The organism is Actinokineospora baliensis (assembly GCF_016907695.1).
GTDB lineage: Bacteria > Actinomycetota > Actinomycetes > Mycobacteriales > Pseudonocardiaceae > Actinokineospora > Actinokineospora baliensis.
Genome location: NZ_JAFBCK010000001.1, coordinates 6,524,301 through 6,550,756, shown reverse-complemented (window position 1 = coordinate 6,550,756; position 26,456 = coordinate 6,524,301). Strand labels below are relative to the sequence as shown.

The following is a 26,456-nucleotide window of genomic DNA, read 5'->3' as shown; positions in this document are numbered from 1 at the left end:
GGACGAAACGGCCATCCGTCGCCCTTTCGGCTCTAACCCGTTCGAGGGGTTTTCGGTCCCGGTATTCGTCGATAAGTGGCGTTCAGTGATGCTCGCTGGAGTTTATTACTCATCCTTGTGGTGCTCGATTGTGTGGCTTCCGTCAAATCGAGTGAATCCGTTGCCCCCGCTCGATCACGCCTCGGGCCGGGCTCGCGCGGCCGGTCACCGACCGTCGCCGCCTCTCCGCTTCGTGACACCGACAAGCCGCTGATCATGGGTTTCCCGCCCGGTGGGGCGACGCGGCCCGGGGCGGTTCATCGCTGCGTGACCGAATTGGGTTATCCCCACTCGAATGGGTAGGACCCCTGCCAACTTCCGTTTCTTTGCCTAAAGTGATCTCAGTTTGTCGCGGCGAGGCCAAAGGATTCTGGTATGGGCGCGGTGTATCGGACCGGGGTCCTGCGAAACACCCGAGCAGGTGTTCTGGCGGTGACGGCCGCCTTGGTGGCGACGCTGCTGCCGGTCGTCGCGGCGTCCCCCGCAGCGGCGTCGGTGCGCGCCTCCTTCGACCCCGTGTACTCCGCTGAGGACAACGGCGCGATCACGCTGATCGGCGCCAGCAACATGGACTGCCCCACCGCGTCCTCCGGTTGCACCTCGGCGCGCGCGGGCACCGCCACCGGAACGTCCAACAACAACAACGTGTTCAACATGGCCTTCGTCGACGTGGACCTCGACCTGACCACGTCCAACTCCTCCGTCGCGACGCTGGCGATGCCCTCCGGGTCCACGGTCCTCAACGCGCGCCTGGTCTGGGGTGGCCGCACGGTCGCGGGCACGAACGGCGTCGTCCCCACGAAAGCCGTCAACACCATCAAGTTCCGCGCCCCGACCGCGCTCACCTACACCACCTACACCGCGAGCAACCTGATCCAGCCCGCCGCGCTGGTCACCAGTGACGGTGGCCCGTTCCAGGCCTCGGTCGACGTCACCAACGTCGTCAAGGCCGGGGGCAACGGCATCTACGCCGCCGCGGACATCGGTGCCGCGACCGGTCAGGACCGCTACGCGGGGTGGTCGCTGATCGTCGCCTACCGCAACCCGACGCTGCCGCTGCGGAACCTGCGCGTGTTCGAAGGCTTCGCCGACATCACCTCCGCCACCGGCAACAACAGCGTCGACATCCCGGTCTCCGGCTTCCTCACCCCGACCACGGGCAACGTCAACGCCTCGGTCGGCGTCGTCGCGTGGGAAGGCGACTACGGCACCACCGGCGACGCGCTGCGCCTGGGCAGCACCACGCTGAGCGACGCGACCCGGCCTGCCAACAACTTCTTCGATTCGCGCATCAGCGACGCGGGTGTCGACCAGACCGGCCGCAACCCCGCCAACCTCAACAACTTCGGCGTCGACATCGGCCGCATCGCCACCACCAACGTGCTCAGCAACGGCAGCACCTCGGCCACCATCAACCTGACCTCCAGCGGCGACTCGTACTACCCGGGCATCGTCACCAGCCAGATCGACCTGTTCACCCCGAGCTTCAACGCGGTGAGCAAGACGGTGACCAACCTCAACGGCCGCGACCCCGCGCAGCCGGGCGACGTGCTGGAGTACCGGCTCACCTTCGCCAACTCCGGCGGCGACTTCGCCGACGCCTCGGTGATGCGCGACGTCCTGCCCGCCAACCTCACCTACGTGCCGGGCAGCCTGGTCGTGCAAACCGACCCCGGTGGCGCCACCGGGACGAAGACGGACGCGACGGGCGACGACACGGCCGACTACACGACAGCGGACAGAACTGTCCGTTTCCGGGTGGGCACCGGCGCCAACGCGTCCACGGGCGGCACCATCGCCCCCGGTGGTTCCGTCGCGGCGCGGTTCCGCGCGTCGGTCGACCGCGCGGCCTCGGGCACCACCATCGTCAACACGCCGATCCTGGATTACCGCGCCCGCACGCTCAACCGCACGTACTCGTTCGCGGGCAACGACGCCACCACGACGGTCGCCGCGCTGGCCGACCTCGCGGCGGCCAAGACCGTCGCCGCGCCCTCGCAGAACGCGGGCCAGACCGTCACCTACACGATCTCGGCCACCAACAACGGGCCGAACGCGGCGACCGGCGCCACCCTCGTCGACACGCTGCCCACCGGCACCACCTTCATCTCCGCCGCCCCGCCCGCGGGCGTCACCTGCAGCCCGTCGGGGCAGACCGTGACGTGTTCGCTCGGCACGGTCGCCAACGGCGCGACCATCTCCATCCCGGTCGTCGCGCGGGTCAACGCCGACACCGCCGGGGGAGTGGTGATCAACTCGGTGCGGGTCGCGGCCACCACCGCCGACGACATCACGGTCAACAACACCGCCACCGTCCCCGTCACCGTCACCCAGTCCGCCGACCTGCAGGTCACCAGCTCGCTCAACGGACCGATCGTCCCCGGCACCGAGCAGACCACCCTCACCTCCACCGTCACCAACGCCGGGCCGTCCACCGCCCAAGGCGTCGTGCTGAACATCCCGTTGCCCGACGGCGCCACCGTCGTGTGGGCCACCGACGGCTGCACCGTCTCCGCGGGCACGCTCACCTGCGTCGTGGGCACCCTCGCGCCGGGGCAGTCCTTCACCGCCGACGTGGTGCTGGGGATCGACCCGAGCTACGCGGCGCCCACCTTCTCGATCACCACCACGGCGTCGGCGACCACACCGGACCCCGCCACCGGCAACAACTCCGCCACCGCCACGCAGCCGGTCGCCCCGCTGGCCGACCTGCGCGTCACCAAGACCGCGTCCACCGCGACCCCGGTCGCCGGGACGCGCATGACCTACACGATCACCACCTACAACGACGGCCCGTCGGACGCGCGCAACGTCGTGGTGAACGACCCGATCCCGAGCGGCGTCTCCGTGGTGAGCGCGACCGCCCAATCCGGCACCTGCACCACCGGGGCCACCGTCAGCTGCCAGATCGGGGTCGTCCCCGCGGGCGGTTCGGTGACCGTCAGCCTGCGCGTCGACATCGCCCCCGACCGCGCCGCGGGCCCGCTGACCAACTCCGCGAACGCCACCACCAGCACCCCGCAGGAGTTCACCGCCAACGACGCGGCCGTCGTGGCCACCACGGTCAGCCGGGTCAGCGACCTCGGCATCACCAAGACCGCGATCCCGCAGCCGGTCATCGCGGGCGCGCCGCTGGCCTACACGCTCACCGTCACCAACCGCGGTCCGTCCTCCGCCGACAGCGTGACGGTCACCGACACGCTGCCCACCGGGCTCACCTTCGCGGGCCAGCAGTCCACCCAGGGCACCTGCACCGTGGTCACCCGCACGATCACCTGCGCCCTGGGCACGCTCGCCGTCGGCGGCACGGCCACCGTGACCATCACCGCCGACACCCCGGGCACCGTTCCCGGCGCCGGGTTCAGCAACACCGCGACGGTCACCTCGACCAGCACCGACCCGAACCCGCTGGACAACACCGCCACGCACACCTCCACCGTGACCGCGCAGGCCGACCTCGCCGTCACCCAGGTCGTGTCCGCGCCCCAGGTCACCGCGGGCACCGGCACCCGCTACACCCTCACCGTCGTCAACGAGGGCCCCTCGCTCGCCCAGGCCGTCACCTCGACCCAGACCATCCCGGCCGGCTTCACCATCGGCGCGGTCACGCCGACCACCGGTACCTGCCAGGTGCAGAACGGCCAGGTGCTCTGCGCCTTCGGCAACCTGGCCGCCGCGACGGCGGCCACCGTCACCGTCGACGTGACCGTCCCCTCGGGACAGGCGACGGGGCCGGTCAGCGCCACCGGTGTGGTCGCCTCGACCACAGCGGACCCGACCCAGTCGAACAACACCGTGAGCACGCCGGTCTCGGTGCGCGCCTCCGCCGACGTGCGCATCGCCAACGTCCAGGCGCCCGGCACGTTCGTGGCCGGTGAGGCGTTCACCCGCACGTTCAGCGTCGCCAACGCAGGCCCCTCCGACGCCCGCGACGTCACCGTCGTGGCCGACCTGCCCGCCGGTGTGCTCGACCTGGTGGTCACCCTCGACGGCGTCCCCTGCACCGCCACCGGCGGCCGGGTCACCTGCACGGTCGGCACGCTCATCGCCGGGCGCACGCTCAACGGCACCGTCTCCGGCCGGATCGCCGCGTCCAGCCCGCCCGGGCCGCGCTCCTTCTCCGCCACCATCAGCACCTCCACCCCGGACCCGGTGCTGCTGAACAACTCCGTGGCCGCCGTCACCGCCGTCACCACGTACGCCCGGCTCGGCATCGACCAGGTGGTCACCCCGAACCCGCTGGTCGCGGGCTCGCGCGCCACCTACACCATCACCTCGGTCAACAACGGACCCTCCGACGCCACCGCTGTCACGATCAACTACACCGTCCCCCAGGCGCTGTCGATCGTCTCCGCGGTCAGCAACCTGGGCTCCTGCACGGTCAACGGCCGCGACGTGCTCTGCACCCTCGACCGGCTCCCCGCGGGCAGCACGGCCGACGTGACCGTCGTGGTCGACGTGTCGCCGACCGCCAGCGGCTCGGTGCAGACCAACGCGCAGGTCGTCACCACCACCCCCAGCCCGGGCGGCGAGGACCAGCTCGACATCATGTCGACCCCGGTCGTGCAGAGCGCCGACCTGGTGCTCACCGGCTCCATGTCGCAGAACCCGGTCCGCGCCGGAACCGCGCAGAACTACACGCTGACGGTGTCCAACGCGGGCCCGTCCGCCGCCGCTGCGGTCGTGCTCTCCGACACCCTGCCCACCGGCATGGTCCTGCTGCCCGGCGGCGTGTCCGCCCAGGGCGGCACCTGCACCGCGACACCGGACAACCGCGGCGTCAACTGCTCGTTCGGCACGCTGGCCCCCGGTGCCTCGGCGGTCGTCGTGCTCAGCGCGCTGGTCCCGGCGGACACCCCGGCGGGCACCGTGCTCACCAACACCGCCGCGGTCGGTTCGCCCACCACGGACCCGACACCGGCCAACCGCGCCATCTCGCTGTCCGCCACGGTCATCGCCGAGGCCGACCTGAGCGTCACCACCACCGCGAACGCCAGCAACGCCGAGGCGGGCAGCGACAACGGCTACACCGTCACCGTCGCCAACAACGGCCCCGCGCTGTCGCGCTCCGTGGTGATCACCAGCCCGCTGCCCGCCGGGGTCACCCTGGTCTCGGCCGACCCGAGCTGCACCCAGGTCGGCTCCGACGTCCGCTGCACCATCGGCGACCTCGCCCAGGGCGCGATCAAGACCGTCGCGATCACCACGCACCTCGCGCCGGACTACGCCACGCAGACCCTGGTCACGACCGCCTCCGCCGCCGCGGCCACCACCGACCCGAACACCGCGAACAACAGCAGCTCGGCCACCCAGTCGGTGAGCGCGACCGCGGACCTGCGGGCCGCCATCTCCATCACCTCCGGGCCGCTGGTCGCCGGTACTCCGGCCACCTACCGGGTCAGCGCCACCAACGTCGGGCCGTCCGTGGCGCCGCAGGTGGTGCTGGCCGACCCGCTGCCCGCCGGGACCAGCTACGTGAGCGCCATCGCGGGCAACGGCGGCAGTTGCACCTTCACCTCCGGCACCGTGCGCTGCACCTACCCGTCGCTGCCGGTCGGCTCGTCGGTCTTCGCGGACATCACGGTGAACGTCGCCAGCGCCACCCCGGCGGGCTCCACCCTGTCCAACACCGTCACCGCGACCTCAGCGGTGCCCGACCCGCGCCCTGCCGACAGCTCCGCCACCGCCAGCGGCACCGTCGGTGCCGTCGCCGACGTCTCGGTCGTGCAGGTCCTCACCTCCGGCGCGCCGGTCGCGGGCGGCAAGCTCACCTGGCAGGCGGTCGTCCGCAACGACGGACCGTCCTCGGCCTACGGCGTGGCCACCACCGACCCGGCACCGGCCGGGGTGACCTACAGCGCGGTGTCGTCCACCCTGGGCACCTGCTCGATCAACGCGGGCGGCACCGCGAGCTGCGCGATCGGCACGTTGGCCTCCGGCGCCACGGCGACGGTCACCCTCACCGGCTCGCTCGCGCCGGACTTCACCGGGACCAGCGTGACGAACACGGTCACCGTGGGCAGCACCTCGAGCGACCCGGACCCCAGCGACAACGCCTCGTCGGCGGTCTCGGACACCACCAGCAGCGCCGACCTGGGCCTGGCGGTCACCGCCCAGCCCGAGCCGGTCGTGCCCGGTCAGCAGGTCAGCTGGACGTTCACCGTCACCAACCGCGGTCCGTCCACCGCCCGCGGCGTCGTCGTCAGCGACGAACTGCCCGCCGCGGTCAGCCCGCGGCCGTCGGCCGGGTGCACGATCACCGGCCAGCGGTTCAGCTGCCCGATCGGCGACGTCGCCGTCGGCGCCACCGCGACGGTCACCGTCGCGGGCCTGCTCGCCGCGAACTTCAGCGAGGCGAGCCTGCGCAACACCGGCACCGCCACCAGCGGTACCGCCGAGGTCGACGCGAGCGACAACACCGCGACCGCGACCAGCACGCCCAACCCGCAGGCCGACGTCGCCGTCGCGGTCACCCAGCCGGTCAACGCCGTCGCGGGCCAGAGCGCGACCTGGACCATCCGGGTCAGCGACGCGGGCCCGTCCGACGCGGTCGGCACCTCGCTGACCGTGGCCGTCCCGGCCTACCTCTACAACGCCCAGGTCAGCTGGCCGTCCGGGGTCTGCACCGTCTCGGGCGCGGTGGCCACCTGCCCGATCGGCGTCATCGCCGCGGGCGGGGCCACCGACGTCACCCTCACCGGCACCATCGACGCGGCCTACTCCGGACCGCTGACCGTCGGCGCCGAGGCGACCGCCCAGACCGCGGACCCGAGCCTGTCCAACAACTCCGCCAACACGGTGTCGTCCTCCAGCCGGTCCGCCGACCTGGTCTCCACGCTGACCGGGCCGACCTCCGCCGTTCCCGGCACCCGGCTGAGCTGGCTGCTGGTCGCGCGCAACCTCGGCCCGTCCGCCGCGGACGCGGTCGTGGCGACCGCGACGCTGCCCGCGGGCGTCACCGGCATCACCGCGACCTCGCCGTCGGGCACCTGCACCGTCACCGGCCGCGACATCACCTGCCCGGTGGGCGAGCTGTCCCCGGGCATGACCGCGCTGGTGAACATCACCGGTGACCTCGCCGCAGGCGTCACCGCGCCGAGCATCACCGCGACCGCGCTGGTCGCCTCGCCGACCCCGGACCCGACGCCGACGGCCAACGCCTCGAGCAGCACCTCGCCGGTCACCCCGACCGCGAACCTGCACGTCGCCAAGGCGGTCACCAGCGGCGTCCCGGTCGAGGGCGCGCCGATCACCTTCGTCATCGAGGTCAGCAACGGCGGGCCGTCGGACGCGCAGTCGGTCGTCATGACCGACACCGTGCCCGCCACGATCAGCCAGCTCACCGTCCAGACCCCGAGCGGCAGCTGCACCATCAGCGGCCAAGACCTCAACTGCGCGCTGGGCACCGTCCCCGCGGGCGCGGCTCCGGTCGCGATCACCCTGCGCGGCGTGCTCGCCGACGGCGCCGGTGACTCGGTGACCAACACCGCCACCGTCTCCAGCCCGACCCCGGAGGTCGACGGCTCGGACAACTCGGGCACCGTCACCGCCTCGTCGACCGAGTCCGCGGGTCTGGCCGTCCGGGTGGACGCCCCGGCCACCGTTGTCGCGGGCACGCCGCTGACCTACACCGTCACCGTCACCAACAGCGGCCCGTCCACCGCGGGCTCGGCCACCCTCGACGGTGTCCTGCCCGCAGCCCTCCTCGGGCTGACCAGCGACCGCCCGTCCTGCCCGAACCTGAGTTCGTGCGCGTTGGGCGACATCGCCCCCGGCGGCTCGGTCGTGGTCCGGTTCACCGGCACCGTCGACCCCGCCTACAGCGGCTCGGCGCTGGAGTCGCGGATCAACGCCGCCTCGCCGGTGCCCGACCCCGACGGCCGCGACAACTCGGCCGCCACCCGGGTCGACGTCACCACCGCGGCCGACCTGGGCGCCACGCTCACCGCCGACCCGAACCCGGCCGTGCCGGGCGGCACGCTGCTCTACACCGCCACCATCAGCAGCCAGGGCCCGTCCAACACCCAGGGCGTGGTGACCTTCTCGCCGCTGCCCGACGGCACCGAGATCGGCGGGCCGATCGTGGCCAGCCAGGGCTCCTGCACGATGATCGGCCGCAGCGTCGTCTGCGACCTCGGCCCGATCACGCCGACCACCGTGGTCACCCTGCGCATCCCGGTGCGCATCTCCCCGTCGTTCGCCGCGGGCAACCTCGTCAAGTCGATCTCGGTGCAGAACGCCACCGTCGACCCGAACCCGGACAACAACACCGCCAGCGCCGAGGCCGCCGTGGTCCCGGAGGCCGACCTGGCCGTTGACCTGGTCGGCCCGGCCGAGATCGTGCCCGGTGACCCGGCCCGCTGGGACCTGACGGTGACCAACTCCGGCCCGTCGGACGCCCCGGTCACCGTGGTGCACACCCTGCCGGAGGGCGTCGGTGAGATCACCGCCGTCGCCTCCGGCGGCAGCTGCACCGTCGTCGACCGGACCGTCCGCTGCGAGCTGGGCACCGTGGGGGCGGGCAACACCGCGACCATCACCGTGATGGGCGTGCTCGCCGCCGACACCACCGCCACCCAGCTGACCAGCGACGCCGTCCTCGAGTCGACGGTGGCCGAGCCGACCAACAGCCAGCCGGACGGGCGCTCCGACAGCGCCACCAGCACGGTGACCCCGCGCGCGGACATCTTCGTCGAGGTCGAGTCGACCACGCCGACGATCACCCCCGGCCAGCAGGCGAGCTGGAAGATCACCGCGATCAACGCGGGCCCGTCGACCGCCCGCGACATCGTCGTCACCGCGGTCGCCCCGGCGGGCACCACCGGCGCCCGGCTGACCGGCCCGGCGGGCGTGGCCTGCGACAGCGCGGCCCTGCGCTGCGTGATCCCGGCGCTCACCCCCGGCAAGGAGGGCAGCGCCGAGTTCACCCTCACCGCCGACGTGCCCGCCGACCTGGCCGGGCCGGTGGTGGACGCCGAGGCGACCGTCGCCAGCCCGGTGCAGGACCCGTACCCGGGCGACAACACCGCCACCACCAGCACCCCGGTCAGCCCGAGCGCGGACCTGCGGGTCGCCGTGGCCGTCACCCCGCAGCCGATCGTGGCGGGCGGACCGGTGACGATCACCGCCACGGTGACCAACGCGGGCCCGTCGGTCGCCCCCGGCACCACCTTCACCCTGCCGGTGCCCGCGGGCGTGGAGAACGTCACCGTCGAGGCCCCGCCCGGGGTCACCTGCGACACCGCGGTGACCTGCGCGGTCGGCACCCTGCCGGTCGGTGAGATCCAGATCGTCATCAAGGGCCGGGTGTCCTCGGCCTTCACCGACGACTCGCTGAGCGTGTCCGCGTCGGTGTCCTCCGACGCCGGTGACGCCAACCCCGGTGACAACACCGTCAGCACCACGACCCAGTCCGAGGTGTCCGCCGACCTCGGCGTGACCGCCACCATCGCGCCGTCCGCCCCCGTGGCGGGTTCGCCGGTGACGATCACGGCGACCGTGCGGGCCAGTGGTCCGTCCACCGCCACCGGTGTCATCTTCTCGCTGCCGGTGCCCGCCGCACTGCGCGACGTGCAGGTGACCGCGCCCGCCGGGATCAGCTGCGACCCGACGGTGACCTGCGACCTGGGCACCATGCTGCCCGACACCGAGGTCACCATCGAGGTGCGGGCCGTGCTCGCCGCCGACTTCACCGGTGGGCTGTCGGTCACCGCGTCGGTCGACTCGACCAGCCCGGACGCCAACCCGGTCAACGACACCACCACGGCCACCGCGTCCACCTCGGCCGACGCCGACCTGTCGGTGACCACCGCGGTCGCCCCCGACCCGCTCACCGCGGGCTCGCCGGTGACGCTGACCTCCACCATCCGCAACGCGGGTCCCTCCACCGCCACCGGTGTCGTGTTCACCCTGCCGGTGCCCGCAGGCCTGGAGAACGTCACCGTCGACGCGCCCGCCGGGGTCACCTGCGACACCGCCGTCCGGTGCACCGCGGACTCGGTCGCCCCCGGTCAGGACCTGGTGATCGTCGTGCGCGGCCAGGTCCGCTCCGACGTCACCGACCCGAACATCACGCTGACCTCCACGGTCACCTCCCCGGTGACCGACCCGACGCCCGCCAACAACAGCACCACCGTGTCCACCGGCCTCGGCGTCGCCGGTGACGTGCGGGTGGCGCTGGCCGTCGACCCGCAGCCGTTCGTGGCGGGTTCGCCGGTGACGGCCACCGCGACCGTGCGCAACGAGGGACCGTCGACCGCCACCGGCATCGTGTTCACGCTGCCCGTGCCCAACGGCCTGGTCGGCATCGAGGTCACCGCCCCGGCGGGCGTGACCTGCGATGAGAGCGTGTCCTGCACCGTCGGCACGCTGGCGCCGGGCACCGAGCGGGTGATCACCGTCCGCGGCCGGGTCGCCCCCGGCTTCACCGGCCAGGACATCACCCTGACCGGCTCGGCGGCCACCAGCAGCGCCGACCCGACGCCCGGCAACAACACCGCCACCACGACCACCGCGGTCGGTGCCAGCGCCGGGCTGTCCACGGTGCTCACCGTCGACCCGGCCACGGTCACGCCGGGTACCCCGGTCACCGCGACCGCGCGGGTCAGCAACGGGGGTCCGTCGACGGCGGCGGGAGTGTCCGTCAGCATCCCGGTGCCCGCGGGCCTGACCAACGTCTCGGTCACCGCACCGCCCGGCGTCACCTGCGACACCGCGATCACCTGCACCGTCGGGCTGATCGAACCGGGCGCGGACGTCGTGATCACCGTGACCGGGCTGCTCGACCCGGCCTTCTCCGGCCCGTCGCTGACGGTCACCGCCGCCACGACCTCGACCACCCCGGACCCCGACCCGGCCGACGGGTCTGCCTCGGTGACCCGCCCGGTCGCCGCCTCGGCCGACCTGGACACCCTGGTCGACATCACCCAGGACAACCCGGTCGCGGGCAGCCCGATCGAGATCGTCGCCGACGTGGTCAACCGCGGTCCGTCCACGGCCGTCGGCGCCACCCTGGCCATCCCGGTGCCCGCCGGTGTGGTCGGCGTGTCCGTGGTCGCCCCGGCCGGGGTCACCTGCGACAGCGGCGTGTTCTGCACCATCGGCACGCTGGCTCCCGGCGCTTCCGTGCGCGTCGTGCTTACCGGCACCGTGGCGCCGGACGTGACCGCCCCGGTCACCGCGACCGCCACGGCCACCTCGCAGACCACCGACGCCAACCCGGCGAACAACTCCGCGACCGACACCGGCGCCACCGCGTCCTCGGCCGACCTCGCCTTCACCGCCGTCGTCTCGCCGAACCCGCTCACCGCGGGCACGGCGGTCGCGGTCACGACGACGCTGACCAACAACGGCCCGTCCACCGCGACCGGCGTGAGCTTCTCGGTGCCGGTGCCCGCGGGTGTCACGAACGTGACCGTGGAGGTGCCCGCGGGCGTCACCTGCGACACCTCCGTCACCTGCACGGTCGGCTCCGTCGCGCCGGGCGCCTCGGTCAGCGTGGTCGTGCGCGGTGTGGTCGCCCCGCAGGTCACCAACCCGATCACCTTCACCGGGTCGGCGACGTCCCCGGTGGCCGACCCGAACACCGCCGACAACGCGTTCTCGGTGACCGGCACCGTGGGCACCGCCGCCGACCTCGGCGTCACGCTCGCCTACGAGCCCGGAGCCGTCGTCGCCGGATCCCCGGTCTCGGCGAAGGTGACCGTCCGCAACGGCGGTCCGTCCACCGCGGCGGGCGCCACGCTGTCGCTGCCGATCCCGGCGGGCCTCACCGGTGTCGAGGTGCTCACCCCGGCCGGGGTCACCTGTGACACCACCGCCGCCTGCACCCTGGGCGACCTGGCCCCCGGCGCCTCGGTGGAGATCACCCTGCGGGCCACGGTGGCGCCGGACTTCAGCGCGCCGGACCTGACCATCACCGCCACCGCGGCGACCACCGCGACCGACCCGTCGACCGCGGACAACACCGCGACCGCCACCACCGCGGTGGCCACCTCGGCGGGCCTGTCGGTCGCCTCGACGCTCGACCCGACCGCCCTCGTCGCCGGTTCGCCGTTCAGCTTCGTCACCACGATCAGCAACGGCGGCCCGTCGACCGCCGCGGGTACGACCTTCGCGCTGCCGATCCCGGCCGGGATCACCGGTGTCGAGGTCATCGCCCCCGCGGGCGTCACCTGCGACACCACGGTCGCCTGCACCGTCGGTGCGGTCGCCCCAGGCGCGAACGTCCGGGTCGAGGTGCGCGGCACCGTCGACCCGGCCTACACCGGGCCGCCGATCGCTTTCACCGCCTCCGCGTCGTCGGCCACCACCGACTCGAACCCCGCGGACAACTCCACCACGGTGACCGCCGCCGTCTCCGCGAACGCCGACCTGCGGGTCACGGTCACCCCGAACCCGTTGAGCCTCACCTCCGGCTCGCCGTTCACCGTGACCGCCAGCGTCCGCAACGACGGCCCGTCGGTCGCCACCGGCGTCACGCTGGCCGTGCCGATCCCGGCCGGGGTCGGTGAGGTCGAGGTCGTCGCCCCCGCAGGCGTCACCTGCGACACCTCCGCGGCCTGCACCCTCGGGTCGATCGCGCCCAACACCCAGGTCGACATCCTGGTCCGGGCGCGGGTCGCCCAGGACTTCGCCGGGACCGAGCTGGTCTTCACCGGCACCGCGTCCTCGCCGACCCCCGACCAGGACACCGCGGACAACAGCACCACCGTCCCGGTCCAGGTCAACGCCTCGGCCGACCTGAGCGCGAGCACCACCGTCGACCCGGCCTCCGGGCTGACCGCGGGCTCGCCGGTCACCATCACCACGACCATCCGCAACACGGGACCGTCGGCGGCGGTCGGGACCACCTACTCCTTCCCGGTCCCGGCGGGCCTGATCGACGTCACCGTCGACGCCCCCGCGGGCGTCACCTGCGACACCTCCGTCACCTGCTCGGTCGGCTCGGTCGACGCGGGGGAGCAGCTGGTGATCACCGTGCGCGGCCGGGTGGCGCCGGAGTTCACCGGCGGGTCGATGACCTTCGCCACCTCCGTGTCCTCGCCGACGCCGGACCCGGACACCTCGGGCAACAGCAGCAGCACGACGCTGCCGGTCGCGGTCAACGCCGACCTGGCCGCCCAGCTCTCGCTCGACCCGGGCACGCTGACCGCGGGGTCGGCGTTCACCGCGACCGCCACCCTGCGCAACACCGGCCCGTCGACCGCGACCTCGGTGACCTTCTCGGTCCCGCTGCCCGCCGCGGTCGGGGGGGTCACCGTCGACGCGCCCGCCGGGGTCAGCTGCACCACCGCTGTGCTCTGCACCGTGGCGGCGGTCGCCCCGGGCACCGATCTGGTCGTGACCATCCGCGGCACCATCGCCCCGGACTTCACCGGGTCCACGCTGCCGTTCAGCGCGACCGCGTCCTCGCCGACACCGGACTTCTCGGCGGGCAACAACACCGCGAACTACGACGCCGCCACCGGCAGCGCCGCCGGGCTGTCGGTCCAGACCGTCGTCGACCCGACCGGGCTGACCGCGGGCTCGCCGTTCAGCGCCACCACGACGATCCGCAACGCCGGACCGTCGGTGGCCGCCGGTGTCACCTTCACCCTGCCGATCCCGGCCGGCGTGCAGGGCGTCACGGTCACCGCCCCCGCCGGGGTCACCTGCGACAGCTCCGTGACCTGCACCGTCGGTGCGCTCGCGGCCACCGGTGAGGTCGTGGTGGTCGTGCGCGGCACGGTCGACGCCGGCTTCACCGGGCCGAACCTGACCTTCACCTCGACCGCGTCGACGACCACACCGGACCCGTCGACCTCGGACAACACGGCCACCGTCGTCGCCCCCGTCGCGGTCACCGCCGACCTCGGGGTCGTCGTCACCGCAGACCAGACCACGCTCACCGCGGGGTCGCCGGTCGCGGTCACCGCCGCGGTCAGCAACACCGGCCCGTCGACCGCCACCGGGGTCGCCGTCACCATCTCGGTGCCCGCGGGCCTGACCAACGTCGTGGTCGACGCCCCGGCCGGGGTCACCTGCGACACCGCGGTCTCCTGCACGATCACCTCGATCGCCGCCGGGGCCACCGTGGCGATCACCGTGCGCGGCACCGTGTCGCCGTCGTTCACCGGCGCCGACCTGCCCTTCACCGGGGCCGTGTCCTCCGGCGCGGGCGACCCGGCGCCGAGCGGCAACACCAGCACGATCACCATCCCGGTGGCCGTCGCCGCGGACCTGGCCGTCGTCTCGCTCACCGGCCCGACGACCGCCGCGGCGGGCACCCCGGTCGCGGTCACCGCGACGCTGCGCAACGCCGGACCGTCCACCGCCCAGGGCGCCACGTTCAGCCTGCCGATCCCGGCCGCGCTGACCGGCGTCCAGGTCACCGGCCCGGCGGGCGTCACCTGCGACGCCACCGCGTTGTGCACCCTCGGCGACCTCGCCCCGGGCGCGGAGATCACCATCGCGGTGACGGGGACCGTCGCCCCGACCTACACCGGTCCGGCGCTGACCTTCACCGGCACGCTCGACTCGCCGAGCCCGGACCCGACCCCCGGCAACGACTCGGCCACCGCGTCCACCGCGGTGACCGTCGCCGCCGACCTGGCGGTCACCAGTGCGCTGGACGCGACCGCGGTGACCGCGGGCACGACCGTCCGGCACACCGTGACGGTCCGCAACAACGGCCCGTCCACCTCCGGCCCGGTCACCGTCGACCTGCCGGACGTCCCCGGGGTCACCGTCACCGACGTGCAGTACACCGCCCCGGGCGGGGTCAGCTGCGTGGCGCGGGCGGTCAGCTGCACCATCGACCCGCTGGCGCCGGGCGCGTCCGCGCAGATCGTGGTGGTCGCGGCCGTGGCCCCCGACTTCACCGGGTCCACGCTGACCTTCAGCGCGGCCGCGTCGTCCCCGGCGCCGGACCCGTCGACCGCGGACAACAGCGCTTCGGCGACCGCCACCGCGTCGGCCTCGGCCAACGTGGGCCTCACCGCCGCGCTCGACCCGTCCGCCCTGGTCGCCGGGTCGCCGGTCCGGGTCACCGCCACCCTCAGCAACACCGGCCCGTCCACGGCGACCGGCGTCACCTTCACCCTGCCGATCCCGGCGGGCGTGCAGGGCGTCACGGTCACCGCACCGCCGGGCATCACCTGCGACAACACGGTCAGCTGCACCGCGGCGAGCCTGGCCCCTGGTGCCTCGCTCACCCTGGTGGTCAACGGGACCGTCGCGCCGAACGCGACGCCGAGCACGATGACCTTCACCGCCACCGCGGACGCCGCGACGGCGGACCCGGACAGCGGCAACGACGTGGTCGTGCTCAACGCGGGCGTCACCAGCTCGGCCGACCTGGGCCTGACCACCACGTTCAGCCCGGGCACGCTGACCGCCGGTGAGCCGTTCACCGCCACCACGGTCATCACCAACGGTGGGCCGTCCACCGCGACCGGGGTGAGCTTCACGCTGCCGATCCCGCCGGGTGTCGACGGCGTGACGGTCACCGCGCCGCCGGGGGTCACCTGCGACACCTCGGTCAGCTGCACCATCGGCGACGTGCCGCCGGGCACCGACCTGACCATCGTGGTCAACGGCCGCGTCACCCCGACCACCACCGCGGCGCCGACCTTCACCGCCACCGTGGCCTCGCCGACGCCGGGACCGGACCCGGCCGACCGCACGGTCACCGTCACCCCGCCGCTGGTGGTCACCGCCGACCTGGCGACCACCGTGGTGCTCGACCCGGCCACGCCGACCGCGGGCTCCCCGCTGGCGGCCACCGTGTCGGTGCGCAACAGCGGCCCGTCCACCGCCTCGGGCGTCGTCGTCGTGGTGACCGTGCCCGCCGGGCTCACCGGCGCCACGTTCCAGACCCCGGCAGGCGTCACCTGCGACGCGAGCGGCACCTGCGTGATCGACACCGTCGCCCCCGGCAGCACCGTCGCCATCGTGGTGCGCGGCACGGTCGACCCGGCGCAGACCGCGGACTTCGCGCTGTCGGCCGCGGCGACCTCGCCGACCACCGACCCGACGCCGACCGACAACTCCGCGACCGCCAGCAGCCCGGTCACCGCCCGCGCCGACCTGGTCGCCACCGCGGTCGTCAGCTCGGGCGCCCCGACGGCGGGCTCGCCGGTGACGATCACCGCGACCGTCGGCAACGACGGCCCGTCCACCGCAGCCGGTGTCACCTTCACCATCCCGCTGCCGCCCGGCCTGCAGCAGGTCGTTGTGACCGCACCGCCGGGGGTGACCTGCGACAACACCGTCGCCTGCACCATCGGCGACCTGGCCCCGGGCGCGGACCGCACGATCGTGGTCCAGGGTGTCCTCGCCTCGGACGCGACCGGGCCGATCGAGATCACCGCGACCGCGGGCTCCAGCACCACCGACGCCGACACCACCGACAACACGATCACCGTGTCGAGCACCGTGAGCACCGTCGCCGACCTGTCGGTCACCGCCGACATCGGCCCGGACCGGGTGGTCGCGGGTTCGGCGGCGACCATCACCGCGACCGCGAGCAACGCCGGACCGTCCACGGCGACCGGGGTCACCATCACGATCCCGGTGCCCGCGGGCCTGCTCGACGTCGTGGTCACCGCCCCGCCCGGCGTCACCTGCGACACCGCGGTCACCTGCGTGGTCGACACCCTGGCCCCCGGCGCCTCGGTGCAGGTCCTGGTCACCGGCACCGTCGCCGTCGACCAGACCGCGCCGCTGACCAGCACCGTCGAGGTCGGCTCGGCCGCGGGCGACCCGAACGGCTCCGGCAACACGGTCGCGCTCTCGGAGCCGGTCGCCGCCGACGCCGACCTGTCGATGGTGTTGGACTTCCAGGCCGACACGCTCACCGCGGGCGCCCCGGCGGTCGTCATCGCCAAGGCCCGCAACGCCGGTCCGTCCACCGCGAGCGCGGTGCGGCTGGCACTGGGTGTGCCGGGCGAGTTCGAGAACATCACGATCATCGCGCCGAACGGGGTCACCTGTGACCTGACCATCGCCTGCGAACTCGGTGCCCTCGCGCCGGGCGCGGAGGTCGTGATCGAGGTCAGGGGCGTGTTCAGCTCCGACGTCGCGGGCGACGCCACCGTGGTCGGCGTGGTCGAGTCGCCGACCAACGACCCGGTGCCGGGCAACGAGTCGGTCATCGTCACCCAGGCGGTGTCCACCGAGACCGACGTCTCGCTGGTCAAGACCGCGCCGACCCAGGTGATCGCGGGCCAGGAGATCACCTGGAACCTCGCGGTGCACGTGGACGGACCGTCCGACGCCCGCAACGTGGTCGTGGTCGACACCCTGCCCAAGGGGGTCACCCCGGTCACCGCCGACCCGGCCTGCGTGCTCACCGACCGCACGCTGCGCTGCCCGCTGGGCACGCTGGCCCAGGGCAGCGACCGGACGCTGAGCATCACCGCCCAGGTCGACCCGGAGTTCAGCGACCCGCAGCTGGACAACGCGGCGTCGGTCACCACCTCGGTGTCGGACACCGACGTCGCCAACAACACCAGCCTGGCGGTCACCCAGATCAACCAGGTGGCCGACCTGTCGATCGACAAGTCGCTGAGCCCGGACCCGATCGTGCCCGGCCAGCAGGCGACGTTCACCATCGACGTGGTCAACTTCGGCTACTCGACCGCGACCAACGTGGTGATCACCGACCCGATCATCGCCGGGCTCACCCCGGTGACGGCCACCGCGACCGCGGGCGGCTGCGTGATCAGCGGCCAGGTGGTGACCTGCACCCCCGGCTCGATCGGGCCGGACGGTGACGTGACGGTGACGATCGTGGTCGACGTCGACCCCGGCTTCGTGCCGAACACGGTCAGCAACACCGCGAGCGTGGTCTCCGACGTCGCCGAGTCCGACCCGTCGGACAACACCGTGTCCATCGCGGGTTCGGCGGCGGCGCTGACCGACCTCGGCCTGTCGATGAGCGCCGACCAGCCCGCCTACGCGCCGGGTGACGCCATCAGCTGGCTGCTGACGGTGACCAACAACGGCGTCTCCACCGCCAGGGACGTCGTGCTCACCGACCAGCTCCCCGCCAGCGTGGGCAACATCGTGGTGCCCGCGGGCTGCACGCTGCAGACCAACCGGTTGGTGTGCACCCTCGGTGACATCGCCCCCGGCGACAGCGCCACGGTCTTCATCTCGGGCCAGGTGTCGGCGACCGCCACCTCGGGCACGATCGTGAACACCGCCTCGGTGGTGTCCTCGACCGCCGAGCAGGCGCCGACGGACAACTTCGCGTCCACCACCAGCACCCTCGACGCCCAGGCCGACCTGCGGATCAGCAAGGACGTCGACGGCCAGATCGTGGCGGGCGACGACGTGACCTGGGTGATCGCGGTGAGCAACGACGGCACCGGGGCGGCGGCCGACGTGGTCGTCACCGACGCGCTGCCCACCGGCACCACCTACGTCGCGGCGACCGGGGCGACCTGCTCGGCCACCGACGGCGTGGTCAGCTGCGGCGTCGGCACGCTGGCCGCGGGCGCGACCGCCACCATCCGGCTCACCGCGACCGTCGACCCCGAGATCGCGGGCGACACCCTGGTCAACTCGGTGCTGGCGACCTCGTCCTCGCCGGACGCGAACACCGCAGACGACACCGCGGTGGCCAGTGAGCCGATCCGCAGGCAGACGGCGCTGTCGGTGGTCAAGACCGCCGACAAGACCTCGGCCACGGTCGGCGACCAGATCACCTGGGTGGTCGTGCTCTCGAACGCGGGCCCGTCGACCGCGCCCGCGGTGACGGTCACCGACGAACTGCCTGCCGGGGTCTCGCTGATCTCCGCGGTGACCAGCGCGGGCACCTACGACCCGGAGTCGGGCGTGTGGCGGTTGGACGCCATCGCCCCCGGCGTCCAGCAGACGCTGCGGGTCGTCGCGCGGGTCGACAAGACCGGGTCGATCGTCAACGTCGCCACGCTGACCGCCGGTGACGTGATCGACTCGGCCGACTCCGACGACACGGCGACGGCCACCACCGAGGTCACCGCCGAGGACAACGATGACGACTCCGGGGCAGAGGACCCGGGTACCGGGACGGACACCACCGACGACGGGAACCAGAAGCCCGCCCCCGAGGACCAGGACCTCAGCCAGACCGGGTTCGCGGTGCTGCGGTGGCTCACCATCGGCTTCCTGCTCACCGCCGCCGGTGTCGGGATGGTCTACCAGTCGCTGCGGCGGGGTAAGCGGTCATGACCCCACCCGCGGCGGACGCCGGAGTCCGGCGGGCCACGTGCCCACCGGGCCGGGCGGAAGGAGGGGAACGCGGTGAAACGGATCGTTGTCGCCGAGGACGACCCGGACTTGCGGGATCTGCTGGTGTTCAAGCTCGGCCAGGCCGGGTACGAGGTCACCGCGGTGGCCACCGGCCGGGAGGCGCTCGACCAGGCGGAGACGGCGGCGGAGCTGTTCCTGCTGGACGTGACGCTGCCGGACATGACCGGGCTGCAGGTGTGCTCGGCGTTGCGGGCGGCCGAGGCCACCCGCGACACCCCGGTGGTCCTGCTGACCGGGCGCACCCAGCAGTCCGACATCGACGCGGGGCGCTCGAGCGGGGCCAGCGACTACATCTTCAAGCCGTTCAGCCCGCGCGACCTGGTCGGCCGGATCGAGACGCTGCTCGCGGGGGCCGGCGAGTCCCCGGGACGGTGACCCCGGGTCGATGACCATGGACTCCTCGGGGCCGCCCGAGACCGACGACCTGCTGGCGGTGCCCGGCCCGATCCCGCCGCCGGGTCCTGGTCCGGCGCCCGAGCCGCGCCGCCGCGGGGTGCCGGTGTGGCGGTGGACGGTCGGGCGGTTGTTGACCGCCGGGTACGTGCTGGCCATTGGCGGGCTGTTCGCGGTCGGCATCAGCTCCTATGCCCGGATAGGCACGCTGCTGGACGCGCGGGCGCCTATAGAGCACAGCTACGCCGTGCTCACCCAGATCGACCAGGTGTGGCTGCAGATCCAGGCCGCCGAGCGCGGGCAGCGCGGTTTCATGATCGCCGGGGACCCGCAGTACCTGGCGCCCTACTCAGAGGCCGTCGCCGACATCGGGGACAGCCAGGAGCGGCTGCGCGACCTGGTCGCCGACGACGCGTACATGCGCCAGCTCTACGAGGCGGTCGGGCCGGTCATCACCGACAAGTTGGCCGAGTTGGCCGAGACCATCGACCTGCGCACCAGCCAGGGCCCCGAGGCCGCGCTGGAGCTGGTCGCCACCGGGCGCGGGGTGCGCGACATGGAGGCCATCGACGGCATCCTCGGCGACATGCGCGGCCACGAGCAGGAGCTGCTCGGCCTGCGCTACCAGGTGGTCACCGACAGCGGCGCGTCCACCCAGGAGGTCATCGCCTGGATCACCCTCGGCGTCGGCGGGCTCGCGGCGATCGGCGCGGTGTGGGTGACCCGCAAGGTCACCAGGCCGATCCGGCGGGTCACCGAGGCCGCCCAGCAGGTCTCCTCGGGCAACACCGAGCACCGGGCGGTGGTGGGTGGGCCGGTCGAGCTGGAGCAGATGGGGGTCGCGGTCAACGCCTCGATGCAGGCGATGGTCACCGCGCGAGACCAGGCGGTCGCGGCGGGCAAGGCGAAGGCGGCGTTCCTGGCCACCATGAGCCACGAGATCCGCACGCCGATGAACGCGGTGATCGGCATGACCGGGCTGCTGCTGGACACCGACCTCAACAGCGAGCAGATGGAGCTGGTGCGGATCGTGCGCGACAGCGGCGACGCGCTGCTCGCGGTGATCAACGAGATCCTCGACTACTCCAAGATCGAGGCGGGTGAGCTGGAACTGGAGGACGCCTCCTTCCACATCACCGACGTCGTCGACAGCGCGCTGGCGCTGGTCGCGGTGCCCGCGGGGGACAAGGAACTGGAGCTCATCGGCTACGTCGACGCCTCCTGCCCGCCGGTGCTGCGCGGCGACGCGACCCGGCTGCGGCAGATCTTCCTCAACCTGCTGGGCAACGCGGTGAAGTTCACCCCGCGCGGCGAGGTCGCGATCAACGTGCGGGCCGAGCCGCTGCAGGGAGACCGGGTGCTGCTGCGCGCCGAGGTCAGCGACACCGGCATCGGCATCCCACCCGAGCACATCGGCCGGTTGTTCCAGTCCTTCAGCCAGGTGGACGCCTCCACCACGCGCCGCTTCGGCGGCACCGGCCTCGGCCTGGCGATCAGCAAGCGGTTGGCCAGGGCGATGGGCGGCGACATCACCGTGGTCAGCACCCCGGGCATCGGGTCCCGGTTCACCGTGGCCACGCAGTTGCGGGTGTCGCCGCAGACCGATGACGAGGACCGCGAGCCCGGCTGGTCGGCGCTGGCGGACCGGGTGGCGCTGGTGGTCGACGACAACGACACCAACCGCGAGGTGTTGCGCGCGCAGTTGGCCGAGATGGGCATGCGCTCCACCCAGGTCGCCTCGGGCGCCGAGGCGCTCGAGTTGATCCGGGTGGGGGAGCGGTTCGACGTGGCGCTGCTGGACATGCACATGCCGGAGATGGACGGCGCCGAACTGGCCGCCGAGCTGCGGCGGCTGCCCGGGAGCGAGACGCTGCCGTTGATGCTGCTCAGCAGCGTGACCATGCCGCTGAGCGAGGAGCAGCGCGACATGTTCGAGGCGGTGCTCACCAAGCCGGTCCGGGTCACGGTCCTGCGCACGACGCTCACCAGGATCCTCGGCGGGGTGAAACCGGTCGACGACCACTCCCGGCTGCCCAGCCCCACGGCCGACGGCGCCGCGCTGCGGATCCTGGTCGCCGAGGACAACCTGGTGAACCAGAAGGTCGCGCAGCTCATGCTCACCAAGCTCGGCTACCGCGCCGACATGGTGTCCAACGGCCGCGAAGCCGTCCAGGCGGTGCGCCAGCGGCCCTACGACGTGGTGCTGATGGACGTCCGGATGCCGATCATGGACGGCCTGGAGGCCACCCAGATCATCCGCGGCGACCTGCCGGAAGACCGCCAACCGCACATCGTCGCGATGACCGCGAGCGTGCTGGTGGAGGACGCCAACGCCTGCATGGCGGCCGGCATGGACGACTACCTGGCCAAGCCGGTGCGCCCAACGGACCTGGCGGGCGTGCTGGGCAAGCTGACCGCGCACATCCCGCACGCCCGCACCGAGCCGGAGCCAGCGCCGCGGCCGGAGGGGGCCGAGATCGACGACCGCACCGCCGCCCTGCACGCCCGCCTCGACGAGCTCACCGGGCCGGACCCCAGCACCCAGGAACGCGAGTTCATGGCCCGCCTGCTGACCTCGTTCGCCGAGAAGACCGGCTCCGCGGTCGACGACCTCGAGCAGTCGATGCGCGCGGGCCGGGTCGAGGACGTGGTCACCCAGGCCCACACCCTGAAGGGCTCCGCGGCCAACGTCGGCGCGTCCGTCTTGTCCGACCTGGTCATGGCGGTCGAACACCAGGCGCGCGAGGGCGAGATCCCGGACCCGGAGGCCACCCTGGCCCCGATCCGCCGCGAGCTGGGCCTAGTAGTCCCCGCCATCGAGGGCGTCGTGTCCGCCTTGTTGACCAAGGCCTAGGTCGTCCGCGTGTGGCCAAGGGCTAGGCGCCCGGGGTGGCCTCGTAGTCGATGAGGCCGGTGCGCAGGGCGGTGACCAGGGCTTGGGCGCGGCTGGAGGCGCCGAGCTTGTCGTAGAGGCGGGAGACGTAGGTCTTCGCGGTGGACTTGCTGATGTGGATGGTGCCCGCGATCTCCGGGATGGACAGGCCGTCGCGCAGCAGGGTGAGGACCTGGCGCTCGCGCGGCGACAGCGCGAAGCGGGTCTCCTGCTCGCGGCGCCGGGTGAGGGCGTCGAGCAGGCCGGTGGCGGTGAACGAGGTGGCGGCCACCGCGGCGTGCCGGATCGCGCCGAGCACCTCGATGACCGGTGCGGTCTTGACCACGAACGCCGACGCGCCGTGGTCGAGGGCGCGGAACAGCACGTCGTCGGTGTCCAGTGAGGTCATCACGACGATGCCGAGCTGGGCGTAGCGGTCGCGCAGGGTGCGCACCAGGTGCAGGCCGTTCCCGTCGGCCAGCTCCACGTCGATCACCACGACGTCCGGCTGCCTGCGCGCCACCAGCTCGCCCGCCTCGGCCGCCGACCCCGTCTCCCCGACCACCTCCACGTCGGGATGGGCGCCCGCCAGCATGGACAGCCCGTACCGCGTCAGCGTGTCGCTGTCGATCACCACGGTGCGAATCACCAAGGCCCACCCTTCCGTCACCCATACGGGCGATAACATAGGTGACTGTCGGTTTACCCCCGACCAGGGTTACAGGAACCTGAAAATTGTGTCGCAACCCGACCGGCCACCCGGGGGCATAACAGAAACCGCAGGTAAGGACGTTATGTCGGACGGCGGACCGACGCGGGTCGACCGGTCGCCCGCTGCCGCGCACCGCGGCAGCTAGGCAACGCTCTGTGACAACACGAGCGGAGGTTCACCGGTGGACGCACAGATAGTGACCGTGGTCGCGGCCCGAGCGGGCGCGGGCGCCTCGACGGTCGCCGCCAACCTGGCGGTCACCCTGGCCCGCGCTGGCCGGGGCCCGGTCTGCCTGGTCGACCTGGACTTCTCCGCCGGGGACATCGCCACCATGTTCGACGCCGAGGCCGACGAGGACGGCATCCCCGAGGCCCACGTCGCCATCCGCCTCAGCCGCGGCCTCTACGCCGTCCTGGCCCCCACGGTCCTCGGCGACCCCGGCCGGGTCCCCGAGCGCGTGGTCAGCGAGCTCATCGCCTCCCTGTCCACCATGTACACCCACGTCGTCATCGACGCCCCCGCCGCCGTGAACAAGCACGTGGTGACCGCCCTCGAGTACTCCCACCGCCAGATCCTGGTCACCACCCCCGAGCGCCCCGCCCTGCGCGCCCTCGGCCGCTACCACGACATGCTCGACATCCTCGGCCACGACCGGCGCCTGCGTTCGGTGGTCGTCAACCGCTCGTACGGGGACGACGGGATTCCGGTTGCGGAGGTCGAGCAGGCGGCACGGCTGCCGATCGCGGCGTGGCTACCCGCCACGGCGGAGATCCCGGTGAGCATCAACACGGGACAGCCGTTGGCGGCGGTTGATCCGGAGCACGCGTTCTGTGTGGCGCTTCGGGGGGTGCTGGGGGAGTCCTCGGTGGGGGGCGCAGAGGTGGCGTGAGGCTTCTGTCCTTTGCGGAGGAATCTGTCCACAACGGTCTTGCTTGTCCACAGGGGTTTTCGCTGCGCCCTGGTCTGTCGGTGGCCGTCGATAGGCTGTATATCGGGGGCTCTTGTGGCAGATGATCTTCGTTGGACGCCTCGCCTGCGGCATCGGGGTCGGTCCGTGGTGGTGCGGTGGGCTCGATGGGGCGAACTCGGTTTGCGCGGGGCCCCTGCGCCAGCCGTGGTAGGACCGCAAAGCTGGGGCCGAAAAGCGTGGCCCTATCCGCGCTGAAACGCTACGACTGCCGCCACCCCACGCAAACCGAGTCCGCCCCATCGAGCATCTGGCACCGGAGGTTCCGAGTGTCCAGTGGTCGGGCTGGCGGGGTCGACTCGGTGGGCTGGGTTGGGTGGGCTGGCTCGGGTAGTTGTTCTGGCACCCCAGTTTCCGAGTGTCCAGTGGCTGGCATTGCTGTCGGAGTCGGGTGTTGTGAAGAAAGAGGTGCCCGCCGGACCCCCAGTGACCGGCGGGCACCGGGTCAGAGTTGGAACTTCGCGACGGTGGCGTGCATTTCGGTGCTCATCCGCGAGAGTTCGGTGGCGGCGCGCTGCCACTGGTGGACGCCTTCGGTGGTGGTGCTGGTGGCGTTGGCGACACCGGTGATGTTGGTGGTGATGGCTCGGCTGGTGGTGGCGGCCTCGGCCAGGTTGCGGTTCATCTCGTTGGTGGTGGCCGTCTGCTCCTCGACGGCGGCGGCGATGACGATCTGGAAGTCGCTGATGCGGCCGACGGTGGTGACGATCTCGCCGATGGCGGAGATGGCGTTGGCGGTGTCGGACTGGATGGCCTCGACGCGGCTGATGATGTCTTCGGTGGCCTTGGCGGTCTCCTGGGCGAGGTCCTTGACCTCCCCGGCGACGACGGCGAAGCCCTTGCCCGCGTCGCCCGCCCGCGCGGCCTCGATGGTGGCGTTCAACGCCAGCAGGTTGGTCTGCTCGGCGATCGAGGTGATCACCTTGACCACGTTGCCGATCTCGGAGGAGGACACGCCCAGCTTGGCGACGGTCTGGTTGGTCTGCTCGGCGACGGTGACGGCCTTGCTGGCGACCTCGGCCGCCTCGCTGGCGTTGTTGGCGATCTGGCGGATCGACTCGCCCATCTCGGTGCCGCCGGTGGCGACGGTGTCGACGTTCTGCAGGACCTGCTCGGCGGCGGCGGAGACCGCGCCCGCCTGGCTGCTGGCGTCGTTGGCCGAGCCCGCGATGTCGGTGGAGACCCTGGTGAGCTCCTGGGCCGCGGTGGACAGCGACTCGGCGTGCGCCGACAGGCTGGTCACGGTGGTGCGCAGCGAGTCGATGGTGCTGTCGACCGCGCCGCCGACCTGGCCGATCTCGTCGGTGGTGCGCAGGTCGGCGCGGGCGGTCAGGTCGCCGTGCTCGAGCTTGCCCAGGGCGCGCACGACCGCGGCCAGCGGGCGCACGACCGAGCGGGTGGCCCACACGCTGAGCACGACGGCCAGCAGCAGCGCCACGGCCAGGGTGATGGCGATCGCCCAGGTGCTGCTGCTCTGCGCGCTGTCGGCCTCGGCCCGCAGGTCGACCATCCTGGCGTCGATCGACTTGGTCAGCTCGGCGGTGACGTCGAGGACCTTGCCGTAGGCCTCGGAGGCCTCGCCGCCGTTGATGCTGTCCATGGACCGGGCGATGCTGGCCTGGGTGCCGTCCTGCAGCCACGCCATGATCTTGGTGTCCCAGTCGAAGAACTCGTCCCAGGCCGGGCGCAGCTGCGCGAACAGGGCCTTCTCGGTGTCGGTCATGGCCACGACGTGGGCGGCGTCGATGTGGGCGTAGACGGCGTCCTTGGCCTTGAGCTCCGCGGCGTGGTTGTACGCGTCGGGGGCGGTGGCGACGGCGACGCCGTAGGCGCCGGTGTCGGCGATGACCAGGGCCTGCCAGCCGGTCACGTCGGCGGCGTCGTACTTGATGAGGTCGATGTCGTCCTGGACCTGGCGCAGTGTGTCGAGGCGGCCGCTGATGTCGTCCTGCTTGGCCAGGCCCCACCACCCCGCGCACGCGGCGAAGACGATGAACAAGACCAGGACCGCGAAGGATCCGCCGAGCCGGGTGCCGACCTTGGCCCTGCCGAGGAACATCGTTGCCGCCTTCCAGTGCCCTTGCGGGACGCCGAGTTGTGCTTCGGTGGCGTGATCGACCGCGGGTACACCGATCTGAGGATCTCGGCGGGGTGACTGTGAACACCCTCACTTCCGCTATTGGCCAACCGTTGTG

At 72.6% G+C, this 26,456-nt stretch carries 6 protein-coding genes; 4 read left to right on the top strand and 2 right to left on the bottom strand.

Translation table 11 applies throughout. From position 1 onward, the window contains the following. Positions 1-414: 414 nt before the first annotated feature. From JOD54_RS28940 to JOD54_RS28930, 3 genes are all read left to right on the top strand, one after another. Complete coding sequence (locus tag JOD54_RS28940) at positions 415-19,236, top strand: DUF11 domain-containing protein (protein WP_204455119.1); 18,822 nt, start codon at positions 415-417, stop codon at positions 19,234-19,236. A 72-nt stretch (positions 19,237-19,308) separates the two neighbouring features. Further along, positions 19,309-19,692, top strand: coding sequence for a response regulator transcription factor (locus JOD54_RS28935; RefSeq protein WP_204455118.1), 384 nt, complete (start codon positions 19,309-19,311; stop codon positions 19,690-19,692). Positions 19,693-19,702: 10 nt separating this feature from the next. Then, positions 19,703-22,564 (top strand): hybrid sensor histidine kinase/response regulator, encoded by a 2,862-nt coding sequence (locus JOD54_RS28930; protein ID WP_204455117.1) that lies wholly within the window; start codon positions 19,703-19,705, stop codon positions 22,562-22,564. A 22-nt stretch (positions 22,565-22,586) separates the two neighbouring features. Here the strand turns inward: JOD54_RS28930 and JOD54_RS28925 are convergent, their stop codons facing one another. Then, entirely contained in the window at positions 22,587-23,231 is a 645-nt protein-coding gene (locus JOD54_RS28925) for a response regulator transcription factor (protein WP_204455116.1), read from the bottom strand. A gap of 244 nt (positions 23,232-23,475) precedes the next feature. Here JOD54_RS28925 and JOD54_RS28920 point away from each other — a divergent pair, with 244 nt between their 5' ends. Then, a complete protein-coding gene (locus JOD54_RS28920; protein ID WP_204455115.1) occupies positions 23,476-24,183 on the top strand; it encodes a CpaE/TadZ family protein in 708 nt (235 codons plus the stop codon). 523 nt (positions 24,184-24,706) lie between these two features. Here the strand turns inward: JOD54_RS28920 and JOD54_RS28915 are convergent. After that, positions 24,707-26,320: a methyl-accepting chemotaxis protein gene (locus tag JOD54_RS28915; protein ID WP_204455114.1), complete on the bottom strand. Its 1,614-nt coding sequence runs from the start codon at positions 26,318-26,320 to the stop codon at positions 24,707-24,709. Positions 26,321-26,456: the final 136 nt, after the last annotated feature.